Raw genomic sequence first — 15,393 nt, 5'->3', positions numbered from 1 at the left:
TCCGACGCGCGCCTCCTAGCATTTTCGCCGCCCGCTGTCATGCCGCGCCGACGCGCACCAGCCCCGCTCAGGCGGTCGTCGCCTCCAGGGCGTCGATGTCGTCGTCCGAGAGGCCGAAGTGGTGGCCGATCTCGTGCACCAGCACGTGGGTGACCACCGCGCCGAGGGTCTCCTCGTGCTCGGCCCAATAGTCCAGGATCGGCCGGCGGTAGAGCCAGACCCGGTTGGGCAGGCGGCCGGTGTGGCCGACGGCGGCGTCGTGGGCGATCCCGACGCCCTGGAACAGGCCGAGGAGATCGAACGGGCTCTCAAGGCCCAGTTCCTTCAGCGCCTCCTCGTCCGGGAAGTCGTCGACCCGGATCTCCACGTCGCCGCAAAGGGCGCGGAAGGTCTCCGGCAGGTCCGCCAGGGCCCGTTCGCCGAGGGCCACGAAATCGTCCAGGTCCGGCGCCGCGGCGTCCTGCCAGCGGGCGATCCGATGCGAGCTGTCGTCCAGTCGGGCCATGGTCCTGTGGTTTCCTCCCGGTGATGGCGGATATTTTCTTAGAGATATGTCACCACCAGCCACGCCAGAAGACCCACCGTCGCCAAAAGCGACAGGGCGCGACCGATCCGCGCGGCGCGCCGCTCCACCGGATCCTCCGTGTCGGCGGCCCCGAAGTGGTCGCCCAGCCGGTCGCGCGTGCGCTCCAGGATGGGCCGGTCGAAGGCACCGGACTGGGCCGTGATGCGTTCCATCTCGCGTCGTGCCGCCGCGGCGCGCGCCGCGTCCGGATCCGGCTTCTTCTCTCGCGCCATGGCGCCGCCTCCCGTCGCGGTCTCTGTCGCCGGCGGGACGGTCCAGCCTCTTGCATCGCAGCGCCGCTTGTCCCCACACTCTAGAGCGCTTTCGAGCCGGACGGAATCGCCCCGTCCGCCGGAAGCCGCCCGGGGCCGCGGCTCCAGCCGGGTTTCGCGTCGGCCGGCCGACGCGCGGTCCGGTCCGGGGTTCCGGCATCCGCCGTTCGCGTTGTGGTCGGGCGCGGGGTTTCTGGCGTGGGGCGCATGGGCGCCCGTGTCCGGATCCGCCGTTGCCGACGGTCCATCGCCTATCCGGAGGTCGCCCATGACACGGCTCTTCACCGCCCTCGAAATCCCCGCCGCCGTGAAGACGCACCTCTCCCTTCTCAAGGGCGGCCTGCCCGGCGCGCGCTGGATCGACCCGGAGAACTATCATCTGACCCTCCGCTTCATCGGCGACATCGACGGCCGCATGGCCGACGAGGTGGCGGACGCCCTCGACCGGGTCTATCGGCCGCCCTTCGGGCTCACCCTGTCGGGGCTCGACTGCTTCTCCTCCGGCCGCGCGCCCCATTCGCTGATCGCCCGGGTGGAGCCGACACCCGCCCTCGTCGACCTGCAGGCCGAGCACGAGCGCATCCTGCAGCGCATCGGCCTGCCGGCGGAGGGCCGGCGCTATGTGCCGCACGTCACCATCGCCCGCCTGCGCGGCACCACTTCGGCGGACGTCGCCCTGTGGCTCGCCGCCCACGGCGACTTCCGCGTGCCGCGCTTCGACGTGGACCGCTTCGTGCTCTACTCCTCCCGCGCGTCGGTCGGCGGCGGCCCCTACCTGATCGAGGAGGCCTACCCGCTGGCGGCCTGATACCGGCTCGCACGGTCCCGATCCATCGGGACCGGCGGGTGTGGCCGAGGAGGGACTTCCCGCCGATCGATCCGACTGGTAAGCAACAGCCCGTACGGCGACGGGAGCCCTTTCATGCGGGACGCCCTGCGGGCGGCATTGCGCCTGTGGACGACGGTGGTGCTGGTCTGGGCCCTTTGGCTCCAGGCGGCGGCGCTCGCCCTGGCGCCGCCGGGCACGGGTCCGCACGCCGCCGCCGACGCCCACATCCTCTGCCTCGCCGATCCGGCCGCCAACCCGGCTCTCAGCCTCGGCGGTCCCGGTCCCGACCACGAAGCCCCCGCCGACCATCGGCTCTGCTGCCTCGCCTGCCAGATCGCCGGCGTCGCCGCCCTGCCGCCGCCGGACCGCCTCGCGCTCCCGGTCACCGCGGAGGGTGCCGGCCTTGCGGTCTTCTTCGCGCTCGCCCCGGCCCCGCTCGGGCCGCCGCCCCGCTGGTCCAGGCCGTCGTCGCGCGCGCCGCCTGCCTTCGCCTGACGCCGCGGCCACCACGCCGCGCTTCTTCCGCTTTTCCAACCTTTTCCGCGACGGGGATCGCCCGGCCGCGCCCCTTGGCCGGCGGGCGTCCGCGACCCCGTGGGGCCGGACCGTCGCCCGCGTCACGAAGGCACTTCGCTCATGCGCACGCTTCTTCTCTCCGCTTCCTTCCTCGTCCTTGCCGGCGTCTCCGGCGCCAGCGCCCACGCCACCTTCGAGGTGAAGGAGGCCGCCGCCGGTTCCACCTACAAGGCCGTCCTCCGCGTACCGCACGGCTGCGACGGTCAGGCCACCCTCAAGGTCCGGGTCTCCATCCCGGACGGCGTCTACAACGTGAAGCCCATGCCGAAGGCCGGCTGGACCCTGGAGACCGTCACCGGCGCCTACGCCAAGCCGTTCGAGAACCACGGCACCACCGTCACCGAGGGCGTGCGCGAGATCGTCTGGACCGGCGAACTGGCCGACGCCCACTACGACGAGTTCGTCTTCCGCGGCAGCCTCGGCAAGGATCTCGCCGCCGACAGCATGCTCTACGTGCCGGTGGTGCAGGAGTGCGCCAACGGGGCGGAGCGCTGGATCCAGGTGCCGGCCGAAGGCCAGAAGGACTCCGACCTCGACTACCCGGCGCCCGGTATCCGCATCGCCCCGGCCAAGGCGGGTCACTGACCGGCCGCGCACCCGGGCGACCGTCGCGCCGCCCGGGTGCGCCTCCGACGGACCGCGCCGCGCCGAGACGCACGACGCGGTCCGTCCCCCGACCGGTCCCTGATCGGCCTCGGACGACCGCCGACAGGCTGTCCCGACCCTTCCCCTTCAGGCAAGGCCGCCCGAAGGGCCGCAAGGACGCGTCCTTCCTGTTTGTCTCGGCTCGATCGCCCCTTTGCCGCGAGGCCTGCTCGACCATGACCCTCCCGCCGCCGCCGCGGCCCTCCCTGCGGATCCTCCTCCGGCTCGCGCTCCTGCTCGTCTGCCTCGCTTGCGGCGACGACCGTGCCCTGGCCCACGCCGCCCTCCTGGAGACGACCCCCGCCGACGGCGCCGCCCTCGCCGCCGCGCCCGCCGCGGCGACGTTCCGTTTCAACGAGCCGGTGTCCGTGGCGGCCGTCGGCCTCGTCGGCCCGGACGGCGCAACTGTCGATCTCGCCGCCCGCACCGACGGTCCGCTCGTCACCGTGCCGCTGCCTGCGCTGCCGGCCGGCGGCTTCGCCCTCACCGTGCGGGTGGTGTCGGAAGACGGGCACCCGGTCGCCAGCACCCTGGTGTTCACGGTCGGCCCGGTCGATGCCGCCGCCGCTCCCCCCGTGGCGGCGGTGACCGACGACCCGGCCCGCGCCGCTGCCGCCTGGCTCGCCCGCTTCGCCCTCGCGGCCGGGCTCCTCATCGGCGTCGGCGGCGCCGTGGTCGCCGTGCTGGCCGATCCGGCCGCGCCGCCCGCGGGCCTGATGGTCCGCCGCCTGCCGTCGCTCGGCGCGATGGCCGCCGTCGCCGCCGTCGGGCTCACCGGGGCGGACGCGCTCGGCCTCCCGCTCGCCGCGCTGGTCGGCCCCGCGATGGCCCGAACCTGGGCCGCCGGCGCCGCCACCAGCGCCCTCCCGGCCGCGATCCTGGCGCTCCTCGCCGCCGCCGGCGCGCTCCTGGCGCTCGCCGCGCCGTCGCCCGTGCGCCGCCCGCTCGCCGTTGCGGCGCTCGCGGCGACAGCCGCCGCCTTCGCGGCGAGCGGCCATGCGGCGACGGCGGAGCCCCGCTGGCTCGCGCGCGGCACGGTAGCCGCCCACGCGGGCCTCGCCGCCCTCTGGCTCGGCGCCCTGCCGGCGCTGCACCGGTCCCTCGGTGACGCCGCCGCACCCGCCGGCCGACGGCTGCTCGCCGCCTTCGCCGTGGCGGGACCGGCCGGCGTCGGCGCCCTCGCCACCGCGGGCGTCACGCTCGCCGTCCTGCAGGGCGCCGTCACCGCCGAGGCGCTGGTCGGCACCGCCTACGGCCAGGTGCTCCTCGTCAAACTCGCCGTCGTCGCCGGCCTCCTCGGCCTTGCCGCCGTGAACCGCTGGCGCTTCGCCGACGCCGCCGGTCGCGATCCGGCCGCGCGCGTCGGCCTGCGCCGGCTGGTGGCCGTGGAGATCGCCCTCGCGGTCCTGGTGCTCGCCGTCCTCTCCGGCTGGCGCTTCACGCCGCCGCCCCGAGCCCTCGCCGCCGCGCCCGTGACCGCCACGCTGGCCGACCCCACGCTCCCCGCCACCGAAGCCGCCGCCGCCACCGTCGCCGTCGCCCCCGGACGCGCCGGACCCGTCGCCCTCGCGCTCGTCCTCCCGCCCACACCCGACGGCGCGCCGCCCCTGGAAGTCGCCGTGCTCCTCGCCCAGCCGGAGGCCGGCATCGCGGCCATCCGTCGCCCCGCCGTCCGCGACGGCGACCGCTGGCGGGTGCCGGATCTGGTGCTGCCCGTCGCCGGCCGCTGGACCGTGGAGGTCCGCGTGCTCGTCACCGCCTTCGAGGAGCGGCGTTTGGCCGGCGCCTTCACCCTTCGGTGACCCTCCCGGCCGATGAACGGCGGATGAACGCCGGGTTCAGGGGGTGGACAGGGCCGGCGTGGTGAACTCCCCACCATCGCAAAGCGTTGGACCGGATCATCACGGCGGCGCATAACCGACCGACCTCTGGGAGGTGCATGACATGAAGTCCTATCTGTTCGCGGCGCTGGTGGGCCTCGGCCTTCTCGCCGCCCCGGCGGTAGCCTCGGCGGCGCCGGGCATCACCACCGGCGACGTCAACCTGCGCGCCGGTCCGGGCACCAACTATCCGCGCCTCGGCGTCGTCCGCCGCGGCACGGAGGTGGAGATCCACGGCTGCCTGCGCGGCTATTCCTGGTGCGACATCTCCGTCGGCTACGAGCGCGGCTGGATGTCGTCGCGCTACATCGACCGCTTCTACGACGACCGCAACGTCTATGTGCCGCAGCCGCGCGCCTATCGGCCGCCGGTGGTGACCTTCGGCTTCGGCTATTGGGACCGCCACTACCGCGACCGCGACTTCTACCGCTATCGCGACCGCGACTTCCGCGACCGGGACTGGAGCCGCGACCGCGACTGGCGCGACCGTGACCGGGACCGCGACCGCGACTGGCGCGATCGGGACCGCGACCGGGATCGCGACCGCGAGCGGGCCGAGCGGGAGCGCGAACGCGAGCGGGAACGCGCCCAGCGCGAGCGGGAACGCGAGGAAGCCCGCCGCGACCGGGATCGGGATCGGGACCGCGATCGCGATCGGGACCGGGACCGCGACAGGGATCGTCCCCGCGAGGACGAGGGCACCCGCCGCGGCTTCGACAACGACCGCGGTCCGCCGTGCCCGATCGGCCAGAACTGCGACTGACCGCCGACCTGACCCCAGTCGACCCGAACCCCGCCGCCCGGACCCCCGCCGGGCGGCGGTTTGCTGACAGGCCCTGTCAGCACGCACCGGCCTGTCGGCGGCTCCGGCTCTTGCCTTTGCGGCGGGGAGGGGCAATCTAGGCGCCATGGCTCCCCGCAAATCCTCCTCCGCGCGCCCGGCCGACGCCGCGGCCGATCCGTCCGTTCCCGGCGTCTCCGCCGGCGACATCCCGGCGCCCGGCTTCGGCGAGGCGCCGCAGGCGGCCTTCGAGGGCGCGCCGCTCGCCGCGCCGTCGTCCGTCGCCGACTGGCTGACGGACGTGGCCGGCGCCGATCTGGTCGGCATGGACCCGGCCGTCACCCCCGTGGCGCGCCCCGCGCCCGCCCGCTCCGCACCCGCCCGCAAGGCCAAGTCCCCCACCGACAAGCCCACCCCCGACAAGCCGGCCAAGCCCGCCCGCTCGGCGCGCGGCACGTCCATGGGCGCCTCCACGGACCCGAAGACGCGCGCCAAGGGCGGCCTCAACCCGGTCGCCGGCATGTCGATCAGCCTGGAGGACGCGGCGGCCCTGCCGCCCGGCGGCGTCACCGCCACCGTCAAGGCCCTGGAGGAGCTGATCCAGGGCGGCCGCGATCTCTTCCGCGACGGCAAGATGTGGACGCCGCACCGCCCGGAGCGGCCGCAGAAGTCCGAAGGCGGCATCCGTTTTGAAGTGAAGTCGGCGTACTCGCCCAAGGGCGATCAGCCCACCGCCATCGCCGAACTGGTCGACGGCATCAGCCAGGACGAGCGCACCCAGGTGCTGCTCGGCGTCACCGGCTCCGGCAAGACCTTCACCATGGCCAAGGTCATCGAGGCCACCAACCGCCCGGCGCTCATCCTCGCGCCGAACAAGACGCTGGCCGCCCAGCTCTACGGCGAGTTCAAGAGCTTCTTCCCCGACAACGCGGTGGAATACTTCGTCTCCTACTACGACTACTACCAGCCGGAGGCCTACGTTCCGCGCACGGACACCTATATCGAGAAGGAGTCGTCGATCAACGAGCAGATCGACCGGATGCGCCACGCCGCTACCCGGTCGCTCCTGGAGCGCGACGACGTCATCATCGTGGCCTCTGTCTCGTGCATCTACGGTATCGGGTCGGTGGAGACCTACACGGCGATGACCTTCAGCCTGGAGCTCGGCGAGCGCATCGACCAGCGCCAGCTCCTCGCCGACCTGGTCGCCCTCCAGTACAAGCGCCAGGACATCGGCTTTGTGCGCGGCACCTTCCGGGTGCGTGGCGACACGGTCGAGATCTTCCCGGCCCACTTGGAGGACCGCGCCTGGCGCGTCTCCCTGTTCGGCGAGGAGATCGAGGGCATCACCGAGTTCGATCCGCTGACCGGCCAGAAGACGGCGGACCTGAAGTTCGTCAAGGTCTACGCCAACTCCCACTATGTCACGCCGAAGCCGACGCTCGCCCAGGCCATGAAGTCGATCAAGGCGGAGCTGAAGCACCGGCTGGACGAGCTGCACGCCCACGGCCGCCTGCTGGAGGCCCAGCGCCTGGAGCAGCGCACGGTGTTCGACCTGGAGATGATGGAGGCCACCGGCGCCTGCGCGGGCATCGAGAACTATTCGCGCTATCTCACCGGCCGCAACCCGGGCGAGCCGCCGCCGACCCTGTTCGAATACCTGCCCGACAACGCCCTCGTCTTCCTGGACGAGAGCCACATCACCGTGTCCCAGATCGGCGCCATGTACCGGGGCGACTTCCGCCGCAAGGCGACGCTGGCCGAATACGGCTTCCGCCTGCCGTCCTGCATGGACAACCGGCCGCTCCGCTTCGAGGAGTGGGACGCCATGCGCCCGCAGACCATCGCGGTCTCCGCCACCCCGGCGGCGTGGGAGCTGGAGCAGTCCGGCGGCACCTTCGCCGAGCAGGTGATCCGCCCCACCGGCCTCGTCGATCCGCCGGTGGAGATCCGCCCCGCCAAGACCCAGGTGGACGATCTTCTCGGCGAGGTCCGCCAGACCGCCCAGGCCGGCTACCGCACCCTCGTCACCGTGCTCACCAAGCGCATGGCGGAGGACCTCACCGAGTATCTCCACGAGCACGGCATCCGGGTGCGCTACATGCACTCGGACATCGACACCCTGGAGCGCATCGAGATCCTGCGCGACCTCCGCCTCGGCGCCTTCGACGTGCTCGTCGGCATCAACCTCCTCCGCGAGGGCCTCGACATCCCGGAGTGCGCCCTCGTCGCCATCCTGGACGCCGACAAGGAGGGGTTCCTGCGTTCGGAGCGCTCCCTCATCCAGACCATCGGCCGCGCCGCCCGCAACGTGGACGGCCGGGTGATCCTCTACGCCGACCAGATGACCGGCTCCATGGAGGCCGCCATCGCCGAGACCGGCCGGCGCCGCGAGAAGCAGCTCGCCTACAACGCCGCCCACGGCATCACGCCGGAGAGCGTCAAGCGCCAGATCGGCGACATCCTCCAGTCGGTCTACGAGCAGGACCACGTCACCGTGGACGCCGGCTTCGCCGAGGAGGGCACCCTCGTCGGCCACAACCTCAAGGCCCACATGGCGGACCTGGAAAAGCGCATGCGCGAAGCCGCCGCCAACCTCGAATTCGAAACCGCCGCGCGCCTCCGCGACGAACTCAAACGCCTCCAAGCCGCCGAACTCGCCGTCAGCGACGACCCCCTGGCCCGCCAGACGGACGTGGATAATGCGGGCGGGTCGTTCGGCGGGGCGCGGAAGTACGGGAACGCGGGGAACCTGCCGCCGAGCCGGGTGCGCAAGAACAACCTCGACGAGATGACGGTGGGGCGGACGGAGGTGCCGGTGGGCGGGGAAAGGCCGAAGCGGCCGAGCCCGAGCACGGCAGCGGGGACGGTGGCAGGGAAGAAGGGGAGGAGGGGGCGGTGAGGTTGGTGGTTGTTTTTCGATTCTAAATTATTGGAAAAACTCCAAATGCAGTGGATCGAGCCATAGTACAGCAAGTCACGTCTCAAGACTGCGGGGAAGCGGATCTGAGCAGGAGACGCTACACACGAATTACTATTGTGCGGCAATGCTCAACGGGACAATCGCATTTCTCAGGGAGCGCTAGTCTGGAGGCGGGCCTTTGCGGGTACAGTTCGCCGCCATCGTCATGGTCCGCGAAGGCGGACCACCCATGCTTTTGGCGGGCGACGCGGCGCGTGACGCGCGCTGCATAATGCATCCGTTCTGAGCGCCCTATGAAAATGCGTGGATGGTCCGCCTTCGCGGACCATGACGATCGGGGGCGTGCGCGGTGCACTATCGCGGCTACCGCCTCATCCCCTTCTTGCTCTCCCGCTCATTCCTCCCTCACCAACCGCCCCTACAAGTCCTCCCAGTCCCATTCCGCACCTTCCAGGCGCGGTTCCACGTCTTGATGCGCTTCTCCCGGTGCATGGCGTCGCGGATGTCGGCGTGGTGTTCGTACCAGACGAGGCGGGTGCAGCCGCGTTTGCGGGCGAAGCCCGGCACCAGCTCCGACGGTCTTCGCCGCCGAGCCACACGCACCGCGATCGTCATGGTCCGCGAAGGCGGACCACCCACGCTTTTGGCGGGCGACGACGGCGCGGGACGCGCGCGGCAGAGCGCTTCCTTTCCGCGCGCGAATGCGTGGTTGGTCCGCCTTCGCGGACCATGACGGCCGGCGCGTGTGGCTGGTCCTCCTCCGCGGACCATGACGATCGGGCGCGTGTGGCTGGTCCCCCTCCGCGGACCATGACGATCGGGCGCGCGTGGTTGGTCCGCCTTCGCGGACCATGACGAGCGCGGGGGAAGGGGCGCTGTGGGGCGCCATTTTTCACGCTCCAACGCTCCCCTCTCATCCCGATCACCCCACCGGCACAACTCAGCCCGCTCATTCCTCCCCCACCAACCGCCCCCACAAGTCCTCCCAGCCCCAGTTCGCCTCCCGGATCATCCGCACCTTCCATGCGCGGTTCCACGTCTTGATGAGCTTCTCCCGATAGATCGCGTCGCGGATGTCGGCGTGGTGTTCGTACCAGACGAGGCGGGTGCAGCCGTACTTGCGGGCGAAGCCCGGCACCAGGCCGTGGCGGTGTTCGCCGATGCGGCGGGGGAGGTCGGCGGTGACGCCGGTGTAGAGGACACCGTCGGGACGATTGGTCACGATGTACACCCAGCCGCCTTTCTCCATGGCGGAAGGTTGGCAGAAATGGCGATGAGGGTCGAGAGGGTGCGCGCCCCTCGTCCACCCCCACCTCCATCGTCATGGTCCGCGCAGGCGGACCACCCACGCTTTGGGGCGGGGTGGGTAACGCGCTGATCGGAAACGCTTATCGGCGCGCGCTATGAGAAAGCGTGGGTGGTCCGCCTGCGCGGACCATGACGATCGGGGGAGGATGTGGGGGAGGGATGGTGCGCCTGGCCCCCACCGGGCGCCACCTCCCGACTGCCTACTGCCTACTCCCTACTGCCTCACCCCACTTATCCCCCTTCCTCCCACCTCCCCTATACTCCCCCTCATCCCCACCGCGGGGGCGTGCCAGGAACCAGCACCGCGCGCGGGTGGGGATGCGGGCCCGCGGGCGATGTCCTGGCGTCGCACTCGGGCGGTTGGCACGGCGGATGCCCGGCACTAGGACCGGGACGACAAACGGTTCGGTAGGCATCGCGTGGATTGACGTGTCGTGCTGGCAACGGCCGGCGACATGCGGTCCGCGTGCGGGCGGGGCGACCCGTGCCGGGGCCGAGGAACGCCTGCCTGTAACGCGTAGCGGCTTGTAACCGCGCGCGGATGACCGGAAGACCCGCCCGTGGGCGCGGCCGAGCCGCACCTACTCTACCAATGCAACGCGGCTTGGCCGCGCCCACGGTCCCCCATCGGGGGCGAGACATCGCAAAGGCCAAACCCCCGGCGGCGATCCCGCGCGGGACCGCACGCGCGTCGGTACGGACCCGCTCGATCCCTCGAGCGCCGCGGCCCTCCCGAAGCCCGAAGCCCGAAGCCCGACTGCCCGTCCTCAGGCCGTCGTGTCGCGAGAGGGCGGCGGCAGGCGGTCGGCCGGCACGATCGCGTCGGTCAGGCCGGCGCCGCGGCCGGCCACCAGCCAGTAGGCGAGCCCGGCCACGAAGCCGGTCGCCAGCATCACCGCCCGGTCGGCGTGGAGCGTGGTGTCGCCGCGCTGGAAGCCGTCGAAGGCAAGGCTGCAGGCGAAGGCGAAGAGGCCCCAGGCGCCGGCGTGGATCACCACTGAGCGGAGGCCCAGCATCTCGGTGAGGAGGGCGTAGACCACGAAGGGCACGAAGGCGAGGGAGCCGACGACGGCGGCGGTGAGGCCGCCGTAGACGAAGAACTGGCCCCAGAACCAGCCGGCCGTCTCCGCCGTGGTGGGCTCGATCCCCACCTTGGCGGCCATGAAGAAGCCGGCGGCGACGGTCACCGCCGCCATGAAGCCGAGGAGGGTGGCGAAGATCCGGCCGACGGCACGCATGGGGATCGTCTCGAAACGCGAGGGAAGGGACGAAGGAGGATCGGACGGACGCCGGCCTGTCAGGCCGAGAATGAAAGGACGCGGCTCGCGCTCAGTCCTCGCCGTGGCCGGCCACCATGGCGCGCATGGCCCAATCGCTCTCCGCCTCCAGCGGGAGGGCTCCGGCGTCGAGGGCGTCGCGGTCGCGCTTGCGCATCCGCTCGCTCTCCGACTTCAGCTGCCCGCAGGCGGCCAGGATGTCCCGGCCGCGCGGCGTGCGGATGGGCGAGGCATAGCCGGCGGCGTTCACCACCTCGGCGAAGGCCTCGATCCGGTCCCAGGAGGAGCAGCCGTAGTTGGAGCCGGGCCAAGGGTTGAACGGGATGAGGTTGATCTTCGCCGGAATGCCCTTCAAGAGCCGCACCAACTCCCGGGCGTCGGCGAGGCTGTCGTTGATCTCGTCCAGCATCACGTATTCGAAGGTGATGCGCCGGGCGTTGGAGAGGCCCGGATAGGCGCGGCAGGCGGCGAGAAGGTCCTTCAACGGATACTTCTTGTTGAGCGGCACCAGGATGTCGCGAAGGTCGTCCCGCACCGCGTGCAGCGAGATGGCCAGCATGGTGCCGATCTCCGCGCCGGTGCGGCCGATGTAGGGCACCACGCCGGAGGTGGAGAGCGTCACCCGCCGCTTGGACAGCGACAGCCCGTCGCCGTCGGTGGCGATCAGCAGGGCCTGCTTGACGGCGTCGAAATTGTAGAGCGGCTCGCCCATCCCCATCATGACGATGTTGGAGACGAGCCGGCCTTCGCTCGGGATCCGCCCGTCGGTCGCCTGCAGGGCGTTCGGGTAGTCGCCGAGCCGGTCGCGGGCGACCAGGATCTGGGCCAGGATCTCCTCGGCAGTCAGGTTGCGCACGAGGGTCTGGGTGCCGGTGTGGCAGAAGGAGCAGGTGAGCGTGCATCCGACCTGGGAGGAGACGCAGAGGGTGCCGCGCCCCTCCTCGGGGATGTAGACGGTCTCGATCTCCACCGGCCGGCCGGCGCCGCGCGGCGGAAAGCGCAAGAGCCACTTGCGGGTGCCGTCGCGGCTGATCTGCTCGGTCACGATCTCCGGCCGCGCCAGCGTGAAGGCGTCCGCCAGGATGGCGCGCAGCTCCTTGGCGACGTTCGTCATGGCGTCGAACGAGGTCGCGCCGCGCACGTAGATCCAGTGCCAGATCTGGCCGACGCGCATGCGTACCTGCCGCTCCGGGATCCCGATGCCGACGAGCGCCGCGCCCATCTCCTCGCGGGTCATGCCGACGAGCGACGGCGTCTCGGCGGGCATCCGCGGAACCGGACCGGCCGGGGAGGGGCGTCGGGAGAGGTCGAGGGTGACCGCCATGGTGCTTGTCGTGTCCGCTCGGGCGGTCCGCGTCGAAGCGGCCGCGTCCTGCCAGGAAAGAGTGCGCGGTCCGGGCGAGCCCCAAACGCGCGAAACGGCCGCAAAGCCCCTGAGGGCTCGGCCGTTCCCGTCGATCGCGTTCATATAGCGCGGACGGCCCCCGAACAGAAGGGGGGCCGGTCGCGCCGTCAGGTCGGGGCGGATGGACCGGTCAGCGGCACTCGCCGTCGATGCGGTTCACCGCCGCGGTCACGCCGGAGAGCGAGTAGGTGTCCGTGGTGGTGGTGCCGCGGCGGGAGGTGCCGGTCACCACCATATCCGAACCGGCCCGCATGGCGGCGATCAGGCGGCTCTCCTCGGCGGCGTTCTCCACCCAGGCGCCGCTCTCCTTGGTGAAGAGCACGAAGGTGTCGTTGCCGATCTTCACCGTGGTCTTGGAGCCTTCCTTGTAGGGATAGCCCGTCTCCACGCTGAACTCGTGCCGCACGCCCTCCTTCGGGCGGTTGGTCACGAACACGTAGGCCGGATCGCGGTTGAGGCCGCTCGGCTCGGTCTTCTGCGGCTGCGTGATGGCGTAGCAAACCTTGCCGGCGTTGCCGTTGTAGGCGTAGGTGGTCCAGCGGTTGAACTGCTCGAGGAGCGTCTGGGTCTGCGCCCCCGCGACCGTCGCTGCGCCGAGGAGCATCGTGAGCGCTGTTCCGAGCGTGCGTGCGTTCGTCATGATTTCCTTATACTCCAGCGTGTCGGCACAGGCCGCGGCCTGCCGTCAACCGGCACATGGTTTCCGTCGAAGCTACGGCCCGATGGTTACCAAACCGTTGCAGGTTCACGCAAAGCCTCGATGGGCAAATCTTCGCACCCGGAAGGATCCTGCGGGAAATCCCGCACCCGGATCCGGCATGCGCCTTGGCGAGTTCGACAGTTATCGGCTATGATCCTGTCGAAGTCCGGCACGCTTGGCCGTAAATCGGGCGAGAGTTTGACGGTTCCCACCTTGGGCTTCGGCTGGCGTGGTGGTCCGGTCGGAGTATTCGGGACAGGCCGGGTCGGGCCCGGTCGCAAGACGTGTCGTCGACACGCGGTTCGCCTGCGATCGGGCGCGTCACGACCGAACGACGGATGGGGGCGTCGAGAGTGGTCCGTGAAGTCGCCGTCGCGCAAAACGACGCGTTCGCCCGTCTGGTCGAGGAGGTCGCCCGGTCGCAGGATCGCGCCGCCTTCATCCAACTGTACGATCACTATGCCCCGCGCCTGAACGCCTACCTGATCCGCCTCGGCACGCCCGCCGGTGTCGCCGAGGAGCTCACGCAGGAGGTCATGGTCACCCTGTGGCGGAAGGCCGCCCTGTTCGACCGGTCGAAGTCGTCGGTCGGCACGTGGCTCTTCCGCATCGCCCGCAACCGGCGAATCGACAGCCTGCGCCGGGACCGGCTCGGCGACCTCGACCCCAACGAGCCGTCCTTCCAGCCGCAGGACAACATCGACGCCGACGAGTACCTCGACGCTCAGGTGCGCGAGGCGCGCGTCCGCCTCGCCCTCCGCGAACTGCCGGAGGAGCAGCTTCGCCTCGTCGAGCTCGCCTTCTTCAAAAGTCTCTCGCACAGCCAGATCGCCGACGAGACCGGCCTGCCGCTCGGCACCGTGAAGAGCCGCATCCGCCTCGCCTTCACCCGGCTGAGGCGAATCCTGGAGGCCGATTCCCAGGTGGACGTGGACTGACCAGACGACCGCTCCGCCGATGCGACGGATGTCCCCGTCGACAAGCGCCCCGCCGCTGACGCACCCTCCGGCCATCACGTACCCCGGAGGCCGACCTCGTCATGCGCGCCGTTCTTTCCATCGCCCCTGGCGGGCCCGACACCCTGGTGGTCCGCGACCTGCCCGATCCGGTTCCGGGCGCGGGCGCGGTGGCGATCGCGGTCGAGGCGGCCGCGCTCAACTTCATGGACACGCTGATCATCGAGGATCGCTACCAGGTGAAGCCGGAGCGGCCCTTCTCGCCGTCCGCCGAATGCGCCGGCACCATCGCGGCCATCGGCCCGGGGGTGGAAGGCTTCGCGATCGGCGACCGGGTGTGCGCCTACACGGGCCACGGGGCCGCGCGCGAGACGGTGCTCGCCCCCGCCGACAGCCTGATCCCCATCCCGGCAGGGGTCAGCGCCGAGCAGGCGGCCGGCCTCATCGTCGCCTACGGCACGACCGTGCATGCGCTGAAGGACCGCGGGCGTCTCTCTCCCGGCGACTGGCTCGTGGTCACCGGCGCCACCGGCGGCGTCGGCCAGGCGGCGGTGGAGATCGGCCGGCTGATGGGCGCGCGGGTGATCGGCATGGTCGGCTCCGCCGAAAAGGCCGCCGGCGTTCTCGCGCTCGGGGCCGAGGCGGTGGTGGACCTCTCGTCGGAGGATCCGAAGGAGCGGGTGAAGGCGCTCACCGGTGGTGCCGGCGCGGACGTGGTCTACGACGCGGTCGGGGCGGACCTCGTCGATCCGCTGGTGCGCGCCACCGCCTGGGGCGGGCGCTACCTGGTCGTCGGCTTTGCCGGCGGCGACATCCCCAAACTCGCCCTCAACCTCGTGCTCCTGAAGAGCATCGACGTGGTCGGCGTCCACTGGGGCGCCTGGACGAAGCGCGACCCGGCCGGCCACGTGGCCAACACCCGCTGGCTCCTCGCCGAAGTCGCCGCCGGCCGCCTCACCCCCACCATCCACGCCCGCTACCCCCTGGACCAGATCGCCGAAGCCCTCGCCGAAATCGCGGGCCGCCGGGTGCGCGGCAAGGTGGTTCTGGTCCCGTGAGGCGGCGGGGTGGGGGCGACAGGAGCGGCATCGAGGATGGGGCTGCCCCACCTCCACGATCGTCATGGTCCGCGAAGGCGGACCACCCACGCTTCTGGAGGGGCGGCACCAGGGACGAAACCGCTGCGTGCCCAGGTGCTTATGCGTGGCTGGTCCGCCTGCGCGGACCATGCCGACGGAGGGAGGGGCAAGGCGCGGCGCTTCCCATCCACCGCACC

General features: G+C 71.5%; 14 protein-coding genes. 8 read left to right on the top strand and 6 right to left on the bottom strand.

What is annotated here, in order from left to right; translation table 11 throughout:
- Positions 1–67: 67 nt before the first annotated feature.
- Together BUQ68_RS17355 and BUQ68_RS17350 are read right to left on the bottom strand one after the other, a co-directional pair.
- Positions 68–505: a metallopeptidase family protein gene (locus tag BUQ68_RS17355; protein ID WP_075217271.1), complete on the bottom strand. Its 438-nt coding sequence runs from the start codon at positions 503–505 to the stop codon at positions 68–70.
- 38 nt (positions 506–543) lie between these two features.
- On the bottom strand, positions 544–798 hold the full coding sequence (locus tag BUQ68_RS17350; RefSeq protein WP_075217270.1) for a hypothetical protein: 255 nt from the start codon (positions 796–798) through the stop codon (positions 544–546).
- A 307-nt stretch (positions 799–1,105) separates the two neighbouring features.
- Between BUQ68_RS17350 and thpR the strand changes: the two genes are divergently transcribed.
- The 6 genes from thpR (at position 1,106) to uvrB (ending at position 8,450) form a co-directional block, all read left to right on the top strand.
- Entirely contained in the window at positions 1,106–1,645 is a 540-nt protein-coding gene (gene thpR, locus BUQ68_RS17345) for an RNA 2',3'-cyclic phosphodiesterase (protein WP_075217269.1), read from the top strand.
- A 114-nt stretch (positions 1,646–1,759) separates the two neighbouring features.
- Positions 1,760–2,161 (top strand): hypothetical protein, encoded by a 402-nt coding sequence (locus tag BUQ68_RS17340; RefSeq protein WP_075217268.1) that lies wholly within the window; start codon positions 1,760–1,762, stop codon positions 2,159–2,161.
- A 141-nt stretch (positions 2,162–2,302) separates the two neighbouring features.
- A complete protein-coding gene (locus BUQ68_RS17335) occupies positions 2,303–2,827 on the top strand; it encodes a YcnI family copper-binding membrane protein (protein WP_075217267.1) in 525 nt (174 codons plus the stop codon).
- A gap of 236 nt (positions 2,828–3,063) precedes the next feature.
- On the top strand, positions 3,064–4,689 hold the full coding sequence (locus BUQ68_RS17330; protein WP_075217266.1) for a copper resistance CopC/CopD family protein: 1,626 nt from the start codon (positions 3,064–3,066) through the stop codon (positions 4,687–4,689).
- 142 nt (positions 4,690–4,831) lie between these two features.
- Positions 4,832–5,530 carry an SH3 domain-containing protein gene (locus BUQ68_RS17325; protein WP_075217265.1) on the top strand — a complete coding sequence of 233 codons (699 nt, stop codon included), beginning with the start codon at positions 4,832–4,834 and terminating at the stop codon, positions 5,528–5,530.
- A gap of 145 nt (positions 5,531–5,675) precedes the next feature.
- Positions 5,676–8,450 carry an excinuclease ABC subunit UvrB gene (gene uvrB, locus BUQ68_RS17320; protein WP_083656668.1) on the top strand — a complete coding sequence of 925 codons (2,775 nt, stop codon included), beginning with the start codon at positions 5,676–5,678 and terminating at the stop codon, positions 8,448–8,450.
- Positions 8,451–9,420: 970 nt separating this feature from the next.
- Here uvrB and BUQ68_RS17315 read toward each other — a convergent pair.
- From BUQ68_RS17315 to BUQ68_RS17300, 4 genes are all read right to left on the bottom strand, one after another.
- Complete coding sequence (locus BUQ68_RS17315; protein ID WP_075217264.1) at positions 9,421–9,720, bottom strand: GIY-YIG nuclease family protein; 300 nt, start codon at positions 9,718–9,720, stop codon at positions 9,421–9,423.
- A gap of 826 nt (positions 9,721–10,546) precedes the next feature.
- Positions 10,547–11,017 (bottom strand): hypothetical protein, encoded by a 471-nt coding sequence (locus BUQ68_RS17310; protein ID WP_075217263.1) that lies wholly within the window; start codon positions 11,015–11,017, stop codon positions 10,547–10,549.
- A gap of 91 nt (positions 11,018–11,108) precedes the next feature.
- Positions 11,109–12,323, bottom strand: a complete 1,215-nt coding sequence (gene rlmN / locus BUQ68_RS17305; RefSeq protein ID WP_245293302.1) for a dual-specificity RNA methyltransferase RlmN — start codon at positions 12,321–12,323, stop codon at positions 11,109–11,111.
- A gap of 268 nt (positions 12,324–12,591) precedes the next feature.
- Positions 12,592–13,101 carry an invasion associated locus B family protein gene (locus BUQ68_RS17300; protein WP_075217262.1) on the bottom strand — a complete coding sequence of 170 codons (510 nt, stop codon included), beginning with the start codon at positions 13,099–13,101 and terminating at the stop codon, positions 12,592–12,594.
- Between the two features lie 413 nt (positions 13,102–13,514).
- Between BUQ68_RS17300 and BUQ68_RS17295 the strand changes: the two genes are divergently transcribed.
- The gene (locus BUQ68_RS17295) at positions 13,515–14,099 is read left to right on the top strand and encodes a sigma-70 family RNA polymerase sigma factor (protein ID WP_245293297.1); all 585 of its coding nucleotides are present in this window, start codon (positions 13,515–13,517) and stop codon (positions 14,097–14,099) included.
- 101 nt (positions 14,100–14,200) lie between these two features.
- Positions 14,201–15,175, top strand: coding sequence for an NADPH:quinone oxidoreductase family protein (locus tag BUQ68_RS17290; protein ID WP_075217260.1), 975 nt, complete (start codon positions 14,201–14,203; stop codon positions 15,173–15,175).
- The last annotated feature ends 218 nt before the right edge of the window (positions 15,176–15,393 follow it).

The organism is Mongoliimonas terrestris, assembly GCF_001927285.1.
Taxonomy (GTDB): Bacteria; Pseudomonadota; Alphaproteobacteria; order Rhizobiales; family Pleomorphomonadaceae; genus Chthonobacter; species Chthonobacter terrestris.
Note: the sequence above shows the minus strand (reverse complement) of the source record. Positions and strands in the feature narration are given on the sequence as shown.